General features: G+C 44.0%; 13 protein-coding genes. 11 read left to right on the plus strand and 2 right to left on the minus strand.

Annotated elements, in window-relative coordinates:
* Positions 1 to 74: 74 nt before the first annotated feature.
* The 11 genes from ACRN9H_RS08440 to ACRN9H_RS08490 all read left to right on the plus strand — a co-directional run bounded on the left by ACRN9H_RS08440 (position 75) and on the right by ACRN9H_RS08490 (position 14,569).
* Complete coding sequence (locus ACRN9H_RS08440; protein ID WP_432313286.1) at positions 75 to 2,885, plus strand: transporter substrate-binding domain-containing protein; 2,811 nt, start codon at positions 75 to 77, stop codon at positions 2,883 to 2,885.
* Positions 2,886 to 3,069: 184 nt separating this feature from the next.
* Positions 3,070 to 4,848 carry an aspartate--tRNA ligase gene (aspS, locus tag ACRN9H_RS08445; RefSeq protein WP_432313287.1) on the plus strand — a complete coding sequence of 593 codons (1,779 nt, stop codon included), beginning with the start codon at positions 3,070 to 3,072 and terminating at the stop codon, positions 4,846 to 4,848.
* A 306-nt stretch (positions 4,849 to 5,154) separates the two neighbouring features.
* On the plus strand, positions 5,155 to 5,901 hold the full coding sequence (locus ACRN9H_RS08450; RefSeq protein ID WP_432313288.1) for a YebC/PmpR family DNA-binding transcriptional regulator: 747 nt from the start codon (positions 5,155 to 5,157) through the stop codon (positions 5,899 to 5,901).
* A gap of 102 nt (positions 5,902 to 6,003) precedes the next feature.
* The gene (ruvC, locus tag ACRN9H_RS08455) at positions 6,004 to 6,525 is read left to right on the plus strand and encodes a crossover junction endodeoxyribonuclease RuvC (protein WP_220773596.1); all 522 of its coding nucleotides are present in this window, start codon (positions 6,004 to 6,006) and stop codon (positions 6,523 to 6,525) included.
* Positions 6,522 to 7,139 (plus strand): Holliday junction branch migration protein RuvA, encoded by a 618-nt coding sequence (ruvA, locus tag ACRN9H_RS08460; protein WP_076500402.1) that lies wholly within the window; start codon positions 6,522 to 6,524, stop codon positions 7,137 to 7,139. Before ruvC ends, ruvA begins: the two co-directional genes overlap by 4 nt.
* Before the next feature lie 47 nt (positions 7,140 to 7,186).
* Positions 7,187 to 8,191 (plus strand): Holliday junction branch migration DNA helicase RuvB, encoded by a 1,005-nt coding sequence (ruvB, locus tag ACRN9H_RS08465; RefSeq protein WP_220773595.1) that lies wholly within the window; start codon positions 7,187 to 7,189, stop codon positions 8,189 to 8,191.
* 954 nt (positions 8,192 to 9,145) lie between these two features.
* A complete protein-coding gene (locus ACRN9H_RS08470) occupies positions 9,146 to 11,683 on the plus strand; it encodes a TonB-dependent receptor plug domain-containing protein (RefSeq protein WP_432313289.1) in 2,538 nt (845 codons plus the stop codon).
* 245 nt (positions 11,684 to 11,928) lie between these two features.
* Positions 11,929 to 12,609 (plus strand): response regulator transcription factor, encoded by a 681-nt coding sequence (locus ACRN9H_RS08475; protein WP_432313290.1) that lies wholly within the window; start codon positions 11,929 to 11,931, stop codon positions 12,607 to 12,609.
* Positions 12,610 to 12,833: 224 nt separating this feature from the next.
* Positions 12,834 to 13,961, plus strand: coding sequence for a M14 family metallopeptidase (locus tag ACRN9H_RS08480; RefSeq protein WP_432313291.1), 1,128 nt, complete (start codon positions 12,834 to 12,836; stop codon positions 13,959 to 13,961).
* A 12-nt stretch (positions 13,962 to 13,973) separates the two neighbouring features.
* A complete protein-coding gene (locus ACRN9H_RS08485; protein WP_432313292.1) occupies positions 13,974 to 14,291 on the plus strand; it encodes a zinc ribbon domain-containing protein in 318 nt (105 codons plus the stop codon).
* Positions 14,288 to 14,569: a YeaC family protein gene (locus ACRN9H_RS08490; protein WP_076500414.1), complete on the plus strand. Its 282-nt coding sequence runs from the start codon at positions 14,288 to 14,290 to the stop codon at positions 14,567 to 14,569. The genes ACRN9H_RS08485 and ACRN9H_RS08490 overlap by 4 nt, the downstream gene beginning before the upstream one ends.
* A 252-nt stretch (positions 14,570 to 14,821) precedes the next feature.
* On the opposite strand, the gene ansA is transcribed toward ACRN9H_RS08490, so the two are convergent.
* Complete coding sequence (gene ansA / locus ACRN9H_RS08495; protein WP_432313293.1) at positions 14,822 to 15,835, minus strand: asparaginase; 1,014 nt, start codon at positions 15,833 to 15,835, stop codon at positions 14,822 to 14,824.
* Positions 15,836 to 15,972: 137 nt separating this feature from the next.
* Entirely contained in the window at positions 15,973 to 17,820 is a 1,848-nt protein-coding gene (sppA, locus tag ACRN9H_RS08500) for a signal peptide peptidase SppA (RefSeq protein WP_432313294.1), read from the minus strand.
* Positions 17,821 to 17,947 lie beyond the last annotated feature (127 nt).

Genomic DNA, 17,947 nt, shown 5'->3' on the forward strand with positions numbered 1-17,947 from the left:
TTGCGCTAATTTTTTGTCTAATATGCTTCTTATAACAAAACCGTTACATGTACCTTACGTACTAAGGGTTTAACTTGAAGTTTTTGACCCATTTAATTGCGATCTTGTGTAGCGTTTTTTTTTGCACTATGGGGCAGGCGAGTTCGCTGACCACTGAGCCGTTAGTTATCGTTATGGGTGAGGATAGCTTTCCTTATCAATATGTTGATAACGATGGTGAGCCAACGGGGCTGCTGGTCGATTTATGGAAAGAGTGGGCTAAACAAACCCAGACTCATGTGGTTTTTGTGACGCGCCACTGGCGCGAGTCCCTTGAACAGCTGAGGCAAAATAAAGCGCAAGTGCATATCGGCATGGGTAAAACGCAAGAGCGAGCGCAAGAATTTGACTTTGCTGAGCCTCTCACTGATGTGGGCACCTTTTTGTATTTGCATAAATCCTTACAGGGTAACAAATCGATTAAAGAACTGATCCCCTTTCAAGTTGGCATCGTGGTGGCTTCGTCCCATGAAGTGGAATTACATCGTATCGAACCTCAGCTGGTGTTTAAACGCTACGAAAGCCGTGAGGCCTTACTGGCGGGTGTAGCTGCAGGCGAGATAATTGTGTTTGCCGGCTTAGAAGGTTATTTGAAAGATCCGGCTTCATCGCAAGTGATTAGCGCAAATTTTCCTAATACTATGCGTATTCAAATTAAAACGATGCAGTTGGCTCCCGCTGTGACTAAGGGAAATACTGCATTAGTTAATAAAATTAATGCGGGTTTTACTTTACTCAAAGCCGATTTTATCCAACAAACGGAGCGACGTTGGCTGGGTTTTCAACGTCAGCAATCTGGATTAGTTATTTCTATGCAGCAAGGTGTTGAACCCTTTGTCGATATTGGCGCAGATGGTTTACCCCATGGCTTGTATGTGGATATGTGGCAGTTGTGGTCTGAAAAAACCGGTATTGCGATTGATTTTATGTCCGGTGATATGAACTCCAGTGTCGACGATGTCCGCCGTGGTCTAGCCGATGCTCATATTGGCTACCCTGAGAGTGATGATTTAAAAACAGGCCTTAAGCGTGCTTGGCACCTATATAGCTTAAAGAGTCGTTTGTTTCTGTATCAACAGCAGTTAACCGATTTAAACAGTTTAAAAGGGAAACGTATTGGTGTGGTGCCGACAGCGCCTTATTTGGTGGAGCTTCGTAAAGCCTTACCTGAGGTTTCACTGCGTTATTACGACAGTATGGATGCCATGGTGACTGGCGCACGTGCGGGGGATATTGTCGGTTTTGTTGCCGCAGGGGCATGGACATCCCACTACTTGTTACTCAATAAAAGCTGGACTGATTTTTATCAGTATCAAGGGCTAGAATTTGCTACCGATGTCTATGTGCTAACCCGCAGTGATGATCCTGGGCTTACTGAGCGGATCGCCAATGGTTTTAATAGTATCAGTCCCCAAGAGTTTGCCAATATTGAACAAAAATGGATGCTTAATCCAAAAGATCATATTTTTACTCAGGCGGAGCCCCATGTCAGTTTAAGTGTTTCCGAGAAGGCCTATGTCGATGGTTTAGGGGAGTTAAAGGTAGGTTATCTTAAGCAATGGCCACCGATGGAGTTTATGGATCCGCAAGGACAATTTTCTGGGATCAATAGCGATGTGGTTAATTTGCTCAAAGATCAACTCAATCTTAAAGTTACCGCAGTGGCATTTAACGATTGGCACTCACTTATCAAGGCATTACAGAAAGGCGAAGTCAATTTAGCTGGCAGTGTTGCCAAAACGGCGGATAGGCAGCAACGCTTAATGTTCAGCGAGGCTTACTGGCCATCACCATGGGCCTTAGTGTCACAATTAGAACAAGTTTCGCTATTCAATATTGCACAACTAGCAGGTCAAAGGGTGGCCGTTATTGAGGGTTATCATTTAGTCGCCCAACTGATGAGTCTAGAGCCATCGCTAAAGTTGGTGCTTGTCCCTAATACACAGGCTGGGCTCGCTGCTGTGGCTAACGGTAATGCCGATGTGTTTATCGATAAAGTGGTGATATTGGCATCTAATCTTAAAACAGGGCAATATCCAACACTGAAAATGTCGTTACTGAGTGATTTAGCCGATCAGCATAGCCATATTGGCGTTCATCCTCAGTTTGCGCCATTAGTACCACTGATTAATAAAACCCTTGCTTTGATTGATGCTCAAAAGCAGCAACGCATTTATGCCCGTTGGGTGTCATTTTCTGTTGCAACGGATAACAGCCAATATCAACAGTGGATAAATTATATTGTGTTTGGTGGTATAGCCTTGTGCTTAGTGATGGTGGCGGTATTGTTAGTCAATCGCCGCTTAAATCGTGAGATAACCCATCGTTTAATCGCCGAAAAACGCTTACAGCATATAGCGAACCATGACGCTTTAACTCAGTTGCCTAACCGCGCCTTACTCGATGATAGATTAGCCCAAGCGTTATTGTCACATCAGCGCGAACAAGCGCATTTTGCATTGTTATTCATTGACATAGATAATTTTAAACAAATCAATGATCAATATGGCCATCCCATTGGTGATGAATTACTTGTATGGATAGCTAAAAAGTTTAGCAAGGTTATCCGTGGTTCAGACACCGTCGCGCGATTTGGCGGCGATGAGTTTGTTATCCTGCTAAATCGTGTGCAAGATCTCGATGCTGTGACCCAAGTTGCTGATAATATTCTACAGGCATTGTCGAACCCTTTGATTATTCAAGGCGTCAGTGTCAGCATAGCGGTTAGTATTGGGGTGGTGGTTTACCCTCGAGATGGCGACACCGCGATAAGTTTGTTGAAAAAAGCCGATCAGCGAATGTACCAAGCAAAAAGTGACGGTGGACGTTGTTATCGCTTAGCTTGATGTTTTTTTGAACGCTCATGCGCCGATAGTGCACTCGGCTCTAGTCAAGGGCGTAAAACTGTTTGATACTTCACCGCCTAAGTGTGAAGTACTTTGGTAATCGGCATTATTTTACTATAATGCCGCTTTTATCTCGTTTTGATTATTTCCAAAGCACCGGTTTCCGGATAAAGGATAGAGTTAGATGCGCAGTCATTATTGTGGAGACGTCAATAAGTCTCACGTTGGACAAGAAGTTACCTTGGTAGGTTGGGTTAATCGTAGCCGTGATTTGGGTGGCGTTGTCTTTTTAGATTTAAGAGACAGAGAAGGTCTGATCCAAGTGGTCTATGATCCAGACTTACCTGAGGTGTTCAATGTCGCCAGCACGCTGCGCGCCGAATTTTGCGTTCAGGTTAAAGGCTTAGTTCGCGCTCGTCCTGACAGCCAAGTCAATGGTCAAATGAAGACGGGTGAGATTGAAGTCTTAGGCCAAGCCTTGACAATCATCAACGCTGCCGATCCACTGCCATTGAGCATGGATAACTACCAGAACAACAGCGAAGAGCAACGTCTTAAGTATCGTTACTTAGATTTACGTCGCCCAGAAATGGCGCAACGGTTAATTTTCCGCGCTAAAGTGACCAGTTCTGTGCGTCGTTTCCTCGACTCAAACGGTTTCTTAGATATAGAAACGCCAATTCTGACCAAGGCAACCCCAGAAGGTGCCCGCGATTATTTAGTACCAAGCCGTACTTATAAAGGTCAGTTCTTTGCCTTGCCACAATCACCACAGCTGTTTAAACAGTTGCTGATGATGTCTGGCTTTGATCGTTACTATCAAATCGTAAAATGCTTCCGTGATGAAGATTTACGTGCCGACCGTCAGCCAGAATTCACCCAAATCGATATCGAAACGTCTTTCATGAGCTCTGAGCAAGTGATGGCGAAAACCGAAGAAATGATGCGCGGTTTGTTCCTTGAAATGCTGAATGTGGATTTAGGCGAGTTCCCGCGCATGACCTACAACGAAGCGATGCGTCGTTTCGGTTCAGATAAGCCAGATTTACGTAACCCATTAGAGCTGGTGGACATTGCCGATTTACTCAAAGAAGTCGAATTTGCGGTATTCTCAGGCCCTGCTAACGATGAAGAAGGGCGTGTTGCTGCACTGCGTATTCCGGGCGGCGCTGCACTGTCTCGTAAGCAAATAGATGATTACACTAAGTTTGTTGGCATCTATGGTGCTAAAGGCTTAGCGTGGATGAAGATTAATGACCTAAGCCTTGGCTTAGAGGGCATTCAATCACCTGTGCTGAAATTCTTAAACGAAAGCATAGTCAATGAAATCGTCAGCCGTACTGGCGCTCAAACCGGTGACATTATTCTGTTTGGTGCTGATCAAGCGACTGTGGTTGCCGAGTCCATGGGCGCACTGCGTCTTAAAGCCGGCGAAGACTTTGATTTACTTGAAGGTCAATGGCGTCCACTGTGGGTGGTTGACTTCCCGATGTTTGAGAAGATCAACGGCAACTTCCACGCGGTTCACCATCCGTTCACCGCACCGCGCGGCGTAACGGCAGCTGAACTTGAAGCTAACCCAGCAAATCGCGTTTCTGATGCTTACGATATGGTATTAAACGGCTGCGAATTAGGCGGTGGTTCAGTGCGTATCCACAACCAAGAAATGCAGTCTGCGGTATTCCGTATTCTGGGTATTACCGACGAAGAAGCTAAAGAGAAGTTCGGCTTCCTGTTAGAAGCGCTGCGTTACGGTACTCCGCCACATGCAGGTTTAGCGTTTGGTTTAGACCGCATCATCATGCTGATGACGGGCGCAAGCTCAATCCGCGATGTGATGGCGTTCCCGAAAACGACTACAGCCGCTTGTCCGCTGACTAACGCACCAGGGTTTGCCAATCCGCAGCAGTTAGCTGAACTTGGCATTGCTGTGGTTGAGAAAGCCACTAAAACAGAAGACTAATTTTTTGGAAGAGGGCTCTATAAGTCGACTCTGGTAAGTTGTCTTTGATTAGTCCTTTTTTATCAGTCGTATCGTAAACCGAGGTACAAGCCTCGGTTTATTTTAGTAACATGTCATTTCATCGCTTATCAATATTTGTTAGTTCAATCCTTTAGGTAAATAAATAGCCATTATTCAATCCGATTACACCTTGAGCTATAAATAATCGGCTATAGATAAGCTGTGCGATGAGACATATCCAAGCAAGATTAAGAAACTCAAACGAGTATCTTAAAATAGTCTGGCTATCACTAGAGGAGACTTCCCATGGCAGGTCACAGTAAATGGGCCAACATTAAGCACCGTAAAGCAGCTCAAGATGCTAAACGCGGTAAACTCTTTACTAAATTTATTCGTGAATTAACCGTAGCAGCCCGTGAAGGCGGCTCAGATCCTGATTCAAACCCACGATTACGTGTCGCGATTGATAAAGCCCTTGGTGGCAATATGACCCGTGATACGGTCGAGCGCGCGATTAAACGTGGCGCCGGTGAATTAGAAGGTCAGCAGCTCGAAACCATTCTCTATGAAGGTTATGGCCCTGGTGGCACGGCTGTAATGGTCGAAACGATGACGGATAATCGTAATCGTACCGTGAGCGGCGTGCGTAATGCGTTTACTAAATCGGGCGGCAATTTAGGTACCGATGGCTCAGTATCTTATTTGTTCACTAAGCGTGGTGTTTTATCCTACGCGCCGGGTACCGATGAAGATATCTTGATGGAAGCGGCGCTTGAAGCGGGCGCGGAAGATATTGTGAGCTATGATGATGGCGCAATCGATGTATTCACCTCTCCCGTTGATTTCTATATGGTGAAAGAGGCGCTGGATACCGAGGGTTTTGTTGCCGATAACGCCGAAATCGCGATGATAGCAGCAACCAAAGCTGAGCTTGATCTCGATACCGCCGAAAAATTTATGCGCCTTATCGATACCCTTGAAGATCATGATGATGTGCAAGAGGTGTATCATAATGCGGAAATATCCGATGAAGTCATGGCAAGCCTAGGTTAGATTGTTGGTGAGCTGGATGGAGTAACAATTTAGGCCCAATACGGCTCTCAAACGCTAGTGTAGGAATCGGGATCAAAATTCAGATCCCATATAAGGCATTGAATGGCAATTATTTTAGGTGTTGACCCTGGCTCACGGATCACAGGCTACGGCGTGATCCAATGTGTGGGGCGACAACAGATTTACCTCGGCAGTGGTTGTATTCGCACATCGTCCGAGGAGCTTCCTGGTAGGCTCAAACAGATATTTGATGGCATCACTGAAATTATTCGTCAGTATCAGCCAGATGAATTTGCGATTGAACGGGTATTTATGGCAAAAAATGCCGATTCTGCGCTCAAGCTTGGTCAAGCACGCGGGGCGGCCATCGTTGCCGCCACTGTGGCGAATTTACCGGTTGCAGAATACAGCGCGACTCAAATAAAAAGCGCAGTCGTTGGTACGGGCCGGGCACAAAAAGCCCAAGTACAACATATGATCCAACAACTTCTTAAATTACCTGCAGCCCCGCAAGCTGACGCTGCAGATGCACTCGGTGTTGCAGTGTGTCACTATCACACCAACCAGAGCTTAATAGCATTAAGCGGCCGGGCAACAGCAAGAACATACGGACGGTACAAATGATAGGTCGTTTACGGGGCGTGTTAGTTGAGAAACAAGCGCCAGAAGTGTTGATTGATGTTAATGGTGTCGGTTACGAGTTGCAGATGCCGCTTACCAGCTTTTACGAGCTGCCAGAGATTAACCATGAAACCATGGTTTACACCCACTTTGTCGTGCGTGAAGATGCGCAGTTACTCTATGGTTTTATCACTAAGCAGGAAAGGGCGTTATTTCGCTTACTGATCAAGACTAATGGTGTGGGTCCTAAACTCGCGCTAACCATATTATCTGGCATGACCGCCGGAGAATTTGTCGGTTGCGTAGAGCGTGACGATATTGTCACCTTAGTGAAATTACCCGGCGTAGGTAAAAAAACCGCCGAGCGTTTATTGGTAGAAATGCGCGATAAGCTCAAGAGCTTAATGGCAGCTTCTGCAGGCTCAGAGCGTGAATTTGTGTTGCAATCCAATTATTCGCCAGCACCAACGGTAAATAGTGCCGAAGAAGACGCTATTTCAGCCTTGATTTCATTAGGTTATAAACCACCGCAGGCGAGTAAGTCCGTTTCTGCAGCCTATAAAGCAGGCATGGATTCAGAAACGCTGATTAAAGCAGCCCTTAAGTCGATGCTTTAATTGAATAATGATGATAATTAAGATGAAAGCTTCGATAAGGAATAATAATGATTGAGGCAGACAGACTTATCCAGCCGCAGATCCAAGTGCAAGATGAGTCCATTGACAGGGCAATGCGCCCTAAAATGCTCGATGAGTACACGGGTCAAGATGACACTCGGGCGCAGCTTAAGGTGTTTATTCAAGCGGCAAAGAATCGTAACGAAGCCTTAGATCACATGTTGATTTACGGCCCGCCAGGATTAGGTAAAACCACCTTGGCTATGATTGTCGCCAATGAGATGGGTGTAAACATCAAATCGACATCTGGACCAGTGCTTGAAAAAGCCGGTGATCTGGCCGCACTTCTGACCAATCTTGAATCCGGTGATGTGTTATTCATCGATGAAATTCATCGATTAAGCCCTGTGGTTGAAGAAATATTGTATCCTGCGATGGAAGATTATCAGCTGGACATCATGATAGGTGAAGGCCCAGCAGCGCGTTCAATTAAACTCGATTTACCGCCATTTACTTTAGTGGGCGCGACCACACGAGCAGGGGCGTTAACCTCACCACTGCGGGCACGTTTTGGGATCCCGCTGCGGCTTGAGTTTTATAACATCAAAGATTTAAGCACCATAGTCACGCGTTCGGCGCAGGTGATGGAGCTGGATATTGATGCAGAAGGGGCGTTTGAAATCGCCCGTCGCTCACGTGGAACACCGCGCATAGCTAACCGATTGCTGCGCCGCGTGCGGGATTATGCGCAAGTGAAGCATGATGGCGCCGTCACCAAGTTTGTGGCCGAGCACGCTTTAGATTTGCTAGATGTAGACTGCGAAGGTTTTGATTACATGGATCGCAAACTATTGTTGGCAATTATCGATAAGTTTATGGGCGGCCCTGTGGGGTTGGATAACTTAGCTGCAGCGATTGGTGAAGAGCGTGAAACCATTGAGGATGTACTGGAGCCTTTCTTGATCCAGCAAGGATTTATCCAACGCACCCCACGCGGCCGTATTGCTACCGCGCGGGCATATCAGCATTTTGAGTTGATTAAGCCCGAATAAGAGTTAGTTTAATGTATTGATAAAAGGTGACACTGTGTGTCGCCTTTTTTTATTGCTAAATTTACGTATTTTGGAATGTAAGCAGATTATTTTGTGCAGAAAATTATATTAATAATACCCAACTAATTAAAGTTAAAGATCTTATCTGTATCTCTTTTATTATTTTTAATCGTATCCTCAATGTAACGCTAGTACTTATTTTTAGTTGATTAGTTCGACGGTGGCAAAGTGATTATTAACTTAATTATGTAAATTTCAAGTCGTCCATAATAAATTACAACTCCGCAACAAATGTATCTATTCTTTTGTTATTGGTTTAATTAAATGACCGAGATGTCTTATTTATTTTCTACAGATTATGAGTGAACAATTAACCATCAAAAGAAACTAACGGGTTTGTTCCGTGACTGAATGCGCAATAGTTTGTATTAAAATTGTTTCATTTCCATTTAGACGACTATGTAGGTGCATAAGTAACGATGATTTTATTCACTGAACTTTGACTGATATGTTGATTTCTCAAGCAGAGATTGGCTTTGAGCGTGTTCTTCAATCAATGTTGAGTTACATAGGTATGCAATTTTAGTCAACATTACTCGGTACAATACTTGTTATCTATTTTCAATTATCTAAAAAAGTGTGATGTGAATCACATTTTTTGATGATGGAAATGTTGCCGATATGTTTTTTATTAACAGTTTTAATTGCTGGTTAGTGTGTGATCGTTAGAGTTATAAACTATTAACATGAAATTATTAAATTAATAAAAATAATTCACCTATTTCTGTTAACTTAATGGTAACCAATAATTAACTATTTGTGGCTTTAAGTTAATATATTGGGCGTTGACGGAGTTAAAGTGAATCTTCAGTATCGTGTGCAACACTGGTACAGCAATTGTTGTACAAGCTGTAAGCATAAAAATAATAGTTAGATCTTAGGGAGCATTCATACATGATCAAAAGAACCAAAGTAGCGTCAGCTATTAACTTAGCTATCGTTGCATCTATCACTACAGGCGCATTTGTTACATCAAGCGCATTTGCTGCTGAAGAAACCGCAAAAGTTGAGCGTATTGAAGTAACAGGTTCACGTATTCAACGCCAAGACATGGAAACAGCTTCTCCTGTGACTGTTATCGATGCAGCAGCGATTAAAGCAGAAGGTTTTACTTCAGTAGACCAAATGCTGCAAGTACAAACGTCTATGGCGGGTGCCGCTGTGGGTTCAACGACAAACAATGGTGCAGATGGCGTTGCGCAGGTTGACTTACGTGGTATGGGTGCACAGCGCACGCTTGTATTACTGAATGGCCGTCGTATGGTGAACTCAGGTTCGGGCGCAGATAGCTCTGTCGATTTGAACTCTATTCCTGTCGCTATGATTGCCCGCGTTGAAATATTAAAAGACGGCGCATCAGCAGTTTATGGTTCAGATGCGATTGCGGGTGTCGTCAACATTATTACCAAAAAAGACTTCGAAGGCTTCCAGTTCGATGTTAATGGCAGCGGCACAGATAAAGGTGATGGCGAAAACGGTGATGTTAGCGCATTGTACGGTTTCAATACTGATGGTGGTAACTATACTTTTGGTGCTGCTTACGCAGACCGTCGTGGTGTTATCCAATCTGATCGTGATTGGACTGAACCTGGTTCAAGCTCGTTCATTCCTACTGGTACTTTAGGTGGTAAAGTTCAAGACGCCAATGGTAACTGGGTTGCACGTACAACAGGTTATGACTTCACTAAAGATAGTTTCTATCAAACACCAAGTGAACGTCGTAGTTTATTCGCTAATATGACACAAGAGCTGGGCAATGATGTAGTGTTGACTGCGGATGCTATATATACGAATCGTCGGTCTAACCAACAATTAGCTCCTCAACCTGGTGATATCATGCTAAATGTTTGTGGCGCTGCGGGTGTGCCTGCAGGAGCATCATGCGTGACACTTGATAATGCGATGATTGCTGGTGGCATTAAAGCTGATGATAAGGGTTTAGTAAATTATCGTCGTCGTACTAACGATGTTGGACCACGTGTTTACTCTCAAGATATTGATACTTGGCGTTTATCAGGTGGTTTAGCGGGCACTCTAGATGTCCATACTGGTATGAACTGGGATCTAACGTATACTTTTGGCAAAAACAAAGCCAACACTGCTGTAGATAACTCTATTAATGCATCAGATATGGCTGACTCTATCTACGCAAATCCAAATGCATGGTTTAGTGGTATGCCATTAACGGAGCAAATGGCTAATGATATTAGCTATTCTGAGAATGCAAATGGTGGTAACGAGCAGCAAACACTTTCTGCTGGCTTAAATGGTGAATTATTTGATTTAAGCGCAGGTGCAGTAGGTTTTGCAATAGGTGCAGAATATCGTCGTGAAAGTGGTTTCTACAACCCAGATGCAGTTGTTATTGCGGGTGAAAGTACTTCAGCACAACAAGACCCAACAGACGGTAACTATAACGTTATCTCCATTTTCCAAGAAGTTAGCGTCCCCTTTACTGAGAAGTTAACAGGTGAGTTTGCACTACGTTTAGATGATTACTCAACATTTGGTAAAGCGACCACGTGGAAAATTGGTTTAACTTATGCGGCAACTGATGATCTAATGCTTCGTACTGTTGCTGCTACTGGGTTCCGAGCACCAAGCGTAAGTGAGCTTTATGGTGGCAACTCAGGTTCTTATGATTACTTAGATGATCCATGGGGCAATGCTCCTGATCCGCAAATTTTAGTAAATCGTACTTCTGATCCAGATTTACAGCCAGAAGAGTCTGAGTCTTATACTGCTGGTTTAGTATACTCACCAAACTATATCGATGGCATGTCAGTAACATTGGATTATTGGCGCTTTAAAGTAGATAACGCGATTGCGCGTATGGACACTCAAGCTGGTTTAAACGCTTGTCATAAATTTCAAACAGCTGGTGATAGTACTGGTGCTGCATCGTGTGAGATATTTAACATCGGTACTAATGGCGATTTAAATAACTTAACGAATGCGTTAACTAACGTTGGTACTCAAGATACGAGTGGTGTTGATTTCAACTTAGCTTATGGTTTCGAGTTAATAGGTCTAGATTGGAAAGTGAATAACGATACAACTTACTTAGTTAACTTTGAACAGGATGGCGAGGATTACACTGGCACTATCGATGGTAACTTCGGTGCATATGCCCGCGTTCGTAACAACTTTAGTCTTTCTGCTGGTAGAGATGATTGGAGTATAATGTACTTCAACCGCTTTATTGGTGAGATGACTGATTTAGCAGAAGGTACAGATGTTGACTCGATTTTGTACCACAATATTTCAGGTACTTACCATATCAGCGACATGACGACTGTTAGTTTAGGTATTAAAAACTTTACTGATGAAGACCCAGTTGCAGTTTCAAACGGTAGCGACGGTGGTACAGTACCACAAGTTTACGACACAATCGGTCGTACTATTTATGGTGGCGTAACCGTTAAGTTCTAATTAGAGTTAATTCTGTTATGACTCATAAAAAGCGCCGAAAGGCGCTTTTTTTATGGAATTATTTTCATTAAAAAACTAAGTGAAATAAACCGATGATATCGGCATTTTGTGCAGATAGAGCACAGGTAATCTTGTTACATATCACACTTTACTTATAACTGAACTGAATGATGTGATTAACACTAGAGTCAGAGATAAACGCATGCTAATATAAATGATACCGATTCTCGTTTGGGCTTTTAGGGATGAGTAAAATACTGTTGGTCGATGATGATCACCTGATAAGAGGGTGGTTAACTGAAGCACTGTGTGTGCAAGGACATGAGGTGGAATGTGCGGTAAATGGTATTGATGGATTGGCTAAAATAGCCAGCTTTGCACCTGATATCATTATGTTAGATGTAGTCATGCCACAAATGAACGGTTTTGAGTTGCTCAGCGCGCGCGAGTGTCTCACACCTGTTATTATGATTTCAGCCAATGATAGTGAAGAGAATAGAATAACTGGTTACGAACTTGGAGCCGATGACTTTTTAGCCAAACCTTTTAGTATCAAAGAATTGCTAGTGAGATTGCATGCGCTTGAGCGGCGTCTATACGCAGCACCACTACGCCAACCCAAAGTGACTGCAATAGGTATGCTGCCAGTTGACTTTGACGATGCAGCCAATCGCATCACAATAGGTATGAAAAGTGTTGATTTAACCCAAACTGAGTTTAGGTTATTTAAATATCTTTTTGAAAGAAAAGGCCAAGTGATCACCAAGCAAGAGTTACAACGCTCAGTGTTGCAGAAGGATTTAGGGCGTTTTGATCGCAATCTCGATATGCACATTAGCAACACTCGCCGTAAATTAGCCAATATTAGCTTGCCGCGTAACTTAATTAATACCGTGCGAGGTCAAGGTTATAGCTTCATGGCTTAACATCATCATTTGACGCCTAGTGAGCTGCTAAAATTTGTGAATTTTAAGGTTGAAAGTGGGTTAATAAAAGTGCGGCTGAAACCGTATTGATTGAATTTTTTGGCTTTTATTTTCCCCTTGGGATGTTTTGGTTTATCCTATCGGCCATATAATAAAATATGCCGTGTGCTATCAGTCACGTGGCATTAATTGCCCTTAGCGTGAACAACCGATTAGGAATCATTATGCGGATCAGTGCCAACTTTGATGGCGGAAATATCCAAGTCGTCAACCTTGATAATCAAGACGATATTCAACTTGCCATCCGTCCCGATGCGGGCAGCGAGTTTTATCAATGGTTTAATTTTCGATTTGAAGGTGAAGTGGGTAACCATTACACTTTAAATATCATTAATGCCGGAACGGCTTCCTATACCAAAGGATGGGAAGACTATCAGGCAGTCGCAAGCTACGACCGCCTGCATTGGTTTCGTATTCCAACTCAATATCAAGACGGTAAACTGAGCATGAGCTTAGAGCTGGATTGCGATGCGATTCAAATTGCTTACTTTGCACCATACAGCTATGAACGCCACCTAGATTTTCTCAGCAGTGCCCAGTTACATCCTGATGTCAATTTAGAACATTTAGGCCTGACCTTAGATGGCCGCGATATTACCTTAATGAAAGTGGGTAATGGCGATACTTCTAAGCGAAATATCTGGATCACTGCCAGACAACATCCAGGCGAAACTATGGCTGAATGGTTAGTCGAAGGTTTAGTGAATCGTTTACTCGATAATGATTGCCCAACGGCAAAGGCACTGCTCGATAAAGCCAATTTCTATATTGTGCCAAACATGAATCCCGATGGCAGTGTTAGAGGCCATCTGCGCACTAATGCCATTGGTGTCAATCTTAACCGCGAGTGGCAAACACCGAGTTTAGAGAAAAGTCCTGAGGTGTACCACGTCGTCAACAAGATGCAGCAGACGGGTGTAGACTTGTTTTATGATGTGCATGGTGATGAAGGCCTGCCTTATGTGTTTTTAGCGGGTTGTGAGGGCGTGCCTGCCTACAATGATAAGCTGGCGCAGCTGCAAGCGGATTTCAGTCAAGCATTGACCTTAGCCAGTGCCGATTTCCAAACTCAGTTTGGCTATGACAAAGACGAGCCAGGCAAAGCAAATTTAACCGTAGCATCGAATTGGGTCGCCCAGACCTTCGAGTGTTTATCCAATACCCTCGAAATGCCTTTTAAAGACAATAACAATCTGGCGGATCCTTTTGTGGGTTGGTCGCCAGAGCGCAGTATTTATTTAGGTGAAGCATCGCTTATCGCGATGCTTGCCGTTGTTGATAAGTTGCGTTAAGGCGAGGTAGATATGGCATTAATTGAATGTCCGGTGTGCCGCAAGCGTATGTCGAGCAAGGCGCCATCATGTCCCTCTTGTCAAGCAAGCACTAATGGCGATAATGAGTCCTTATCGCGTATTAGTCATATTCAAAAGTCCAGCAGCTTAATGAACCAAAGTTTTGTTGCTATGACCTTTTTTATTGCTGGCATGGTGATTTGGTTTTGGGGTGGGGAACCTGCCGAAGGTATGCGGGCGAATATCGCTGGTATATGTTTTGTGTTTGGTTTTGTGGGTTATCTCATTACACGAGTCAGAATCGTGTTACATAAGCGGAAAAGTGTATGACAGATATTAATCAAGTGATCGAGCAAATGCCCATTGAAGTCTACGAAAGGCTTCGCAGTGCGGCTGAATTGGGTAAATGGGAAGATGGCACTGTGTTAAGTGAAACGCAGCGTGAATCGACTCTGCAGGTGGTGATGTTGTATCAAGCGCGTAAGCTTGAGCAAACAGAGCATTTCACCATTGCACCAGATGGTAAAATTAATGAGCTGTCTAAAGCTGAGCTGCAAAAACAGTTCCGCGGTGAACCGATTGCCGAGTTTAAAGCACAGGATTTGTAAATTACTCACTGACTTCAAAAGCTATTTATGCTTGCTAAGAAGTTAGATAAGGATTTATGGTTACTGTTTGAGTGACGTTTATATTGAATTGATATCAAATAACTTCAATGCAAATAATACTCGGCAAACCGAACTAAAATAAGTGCTTATTGGCAGTTGTTTAATCTGAGTTAAAATAAAAAAAGCCCATTAAATATGGGCTTTTTTGTTGCTAGTGATTGAGAACTACGAACAGATTAAAAGACACTATCTTCAATCTATGCTCAATTCACCGACCAAGTTTTGTAACATGGCCGCTTTTATCTCCGCTGGCTGCAAATTTTTCGATAGTAAATAATGTAGTTTTGCCAAGGCCGCTTCTATGGTCATATCGGCGCCACTGATCACGCCAGCTTTAGCGAGTGCATTGCCCGTGGCGTAGCCGCCCATATTCACCTTACCTTGGAAACACTGGGTAAGATTCACCAGCACTATGCCACGTTCATCTGCTTGCCTTAAGGTTTTGAGTAAGGCGGCATCCTGCGGCGCGTTACCCACACCAAATGTCAGCAGTATGAGGGCTTTAACCGGTTGTTGCAGAATGTTCTCAAAAATCTGTGTTGAGATCCCAGGATACAAGGTCACCACACCGACAGGTTGTGGGCTGATATGAGCGACTTCTAATGGGGTATCGTTGGCGACCGTGATTTTGCCTGCGCGCAGATTGATTTTGATCCCCGCCTCAAGCAGTAGCGGGAAGTTGGGTGAGGCGAAGGCATCGAAGCCGTCGGCGTGGGCCTTAGTGGAGCGATTACCCCTAAAGAGTTTGTTATTGAAAAATAAACACACTTCCGCAACCGGATAGTTCGCCGCAATATAGAGTGAATTTAAGAGGTTTATTTGCCCATCTGAACGCAGCTGTGCCAGGGGGATTTGTGACCCCGTGACGATCACTGGTTTTGATAAGCCTTGCAGCATAAAGGACAGTGCCGAAGCCGTGTACGCCATGGTATCGGTGCCGTGGAGGATCACAAAGCCATCGTACTTATCGTAATTAGCTTGTATGTCGTCGGCGATCATCTGCCAATCAGTCGGCGCCATATTAGAAGAGTCGATAAGAGGCTGATATTCGTGGATAACGAATGCCGGCATTTCTTCATGATAAAACTCAGGCATTGATTGCACGCACTGAGTTAAAAATCCTGCCACAGGAACGAAGCCGTTATCGGTCTTTTGCATACCTATGGTGCCGCCTGTATAGGCAACATAAATGGAGCGTTTAGTCATTATTATCGTTTTCTTAGCTTCAAGTGGGTGAATTATACGATTTTATGCGTATAAACCCAATAAAAAAGCCCGAAGGTTCGGGCTTTGTATTTATCATCTGTTTAACACTGCGTGCACTAACACAGAGACTGACAGATTTAGTTCATCAAGTTGCAATTATCACAATAGATGTAAACATTGTTTGGATCATCGAACGAAGTGAGCGTTTTCAAACTACTGCTCCACTGCTGTAGCATGTGCTCTAACACCGATGATTGACTCAGTGAGGCTGGCAGGTAGCTTGATACTGAAGCGAGCATCTGTTGCATAAACATTTGCTCAGGAGTCAGCTCTTGTTCAATGAGACGGGTGTCAAATAACGACATATTTGCCAATTTAGCCGCTTTAGCAATTGCGGCATCCATATCGCCCAGTTCATCGACTAAACCAAGCTCAAGGGCTTTCTTACCACTCCAAACGCGGCCTTGGGCAATCTTATCGACTTGTTCTATGGTCATTTTACGTTCTTTAGCGACTAATGAGATAAAGTCTACGTAGCCACGCTCTATATGGCGTTGAATAATCGCTTCAACTTGGGGCGAAAGGGCGCGAGTGACAGATAATCCCGCCCACTCGGAGGTTGACACCCCATCGGTATGCACGCCTAAGCTGGCCAGTGAATCTTCAAAGGTGGCAATCATACCGAAAATACCAATGGATCCTGTTAGCGTTGTCGGCGTAGCAAAGATATAATCAGCACTAGCTGAAATCCAGTAACCGCCTGAAGCCGCTAAGCTTCCCATACTAACAACCACAGGTTTGCCAGCGGCTTTTAACGCTAACAGTTCTTGCCGGATTTGCTCTGATGCAAACGCGCTACCGCCAGGGCTATCAACGCGTAATACTAAGGCTTTAACATGCTTATCAAAACGTGCCTTACGGAGTAGTTCGGCAGTGCTTTCACCGCCAATTTGCCCAGCAGGTTGAATCCCGTTCAGAATCGTACCACTGGCGACAATAATGCCGACACTATCTTGCTCAACAAAGCTTGGCAATGGCGTGACTAAGGTTAAGTAGTCATAAAAGTTCACTTGCTTGAAGCTATCACCGCTGCTAGCTTTGCCCACGGCTTCTAACATAGTTTTACGAAAATCTTCCGTGGTCGCTAAGCTATCAACCCATTTCATGTTGATGGCCATCGCGGCTGAATCACCATTGGCTTTATCGAGCTCAGCCAAATAAGTGCTGGCATCGGGCACGAGTGAATTGGGGTCTATATTGCGATTACCCGCTACCGTTTGGGTATAGCTTTGCCATACATCGGCTAATAGTGCGCTGCTGGCTTCTCGCGCAGCATCTGACATATCGTCACGCATGTAGGGTTCAACGGCGGATTTAAAGGTCCCCACGCGAAAAATATGCGCTTTGACTTTGAGTTTATCTAAGGCCGATTTGAAGTATTGGTTATACATACTCAGGCCCTCAAGCGATACGCCACCTTGGGGATTGAGATAAATATTGTCGGCAAAGCTTGCGAGAAAATATTGATTCTGTTCGTAGTAATTGCCTATAGCGACAATTTTTTTACCACTTTCTTTAAAGTGAGTGAGCGCATCACCGATAGATTGCAGTTTGCTGATCCCTGCACGTTTAAGATCGGCAAGGTCGAGTACGAGTATGCTAATTCTTTTATCCTGTGCTGCATTATTAATCACATAAAGCACATCGGCTAGGAGAATTTCTCCATCCGTATCAGCATTTTTCCCTTGTTTAAATGCCGCTTCTAAGGGATCGACCTGTTGTTTTTGATCCACAATCGTGCCGGCCAGATTAAGCACCAACGCCGAGTTATCTTCAACTTGGATATCTTCACTGCTACCAATGGCAATAATGATGGCAGCTAAGAGACCAAAAAAGATTAAATTGAGGATGAGTTTACGAGTCCCGTTCAGGGTGTGCCAAATAAATAAACATATTCTTTTGAAAAACGATGGGTTAGCGGACATTTGCCACTCCTTTATAAGTCCAATCTGTTTATGCTAACTGAAAATAGCTCCACAGGCTAAACACAATTGTAAAGGATTTTTACTCGAGGGTTTTACACAACGGTTGAGCTTAGATTTGACTCAAGGT

Origin of the sequence: Shewanella sp. MF08487, from assembly GCF_050848685.1 — a bacterium.
Lineage (GTDB): Bacteria > Pseudomonadota > Gammaproteobacteria > Enterobacterales > Shewanellaceae > Shewanella > Shewanella glacialipiscicola.

Bases quoted from the DNA above. Each gene is read 5' to 3' on its own strand.
- ACRN9H_RS08470 (WP_432313289.1), top strand. From the start codon at position 9,146: ATGATCAAAAGAACCAAAGTAGCGTCAGCTATTAACTTAGCTATCGTT.
- ACRN9H_RS08490 (WP_076500414.1), top strand. From the start codon at position 14,288: ATGACAGATATTAATCAAGTGATCGAGCAAATGCCCATTGAAGTCTAC.
- aspS (WP_432313287.1), top strand. From the start codon at position 3,070: ATGCGCAGTCATTATTGTGGAGACGTCAATAAGTCTCACGTTGGACAA.
- ACRN9H_RS08480 (WP_432313291.1), top strand. From the start codon at position 12,834: ATGCGGATCAGTGCCAACTTTGATGGCGGAAATATCCAAGTCGTCAAC.
- ACRN9H_RS08450 (WP_432313288.1), top strand. From the start codon at position 5,155: ATGGCAGGTCACAGTAAATGGGCCAACATTAAGCACCGTAAAGCAGCT.
- ruvA (WP_076500402.1), top strand. From the start codon at position 6,522: ATGATAGGTCGTTTACGGGGCGTGTTAGTTGAGAAACAAGCGCCAGAA.
- ansA (WP_432313293.1), bottom strand. From the start codon at position 15,835: ATGACTAAACGCTCCATTTATGTTGCCTATACAGGCGGCACCATAGGT.
- ruvC (WP_220773596.1), top strand. From the start codon at position 6,004: ATGGCAATTATTTTAGGTGTTGACCCTGGCTCACGGATCACAGGCTAC.
- sppA (WP_432313294.1), bottom strand. From the start codon at position 17,820: ATGTCCGCTAACCCATCGTTTTTCAAAAGAATATGTTTATTTATTTGG.
- ACRN9H_RS08485 (WP_432313292.1), top strand. From the start codon at position 13,974: ATGGCATTAATTGAATGTCCGGTGTGCCGCAAGCGTATGTCGAGCAAG.
- ACRN9H_RS08475 (WP_432313290.1), top strand. From the start codon at position 11,929: ATGAGTAAAATACTGTTGGTCGATGATGATCACCTGATAAGAGGGTGG.
- ruvB (WP_220773595.1), top strand. From the start codon at position 7,187: ATGATTGAGGCAGACAGACTTATCCAGCCGCAGATCCAAGTGCAAGAT.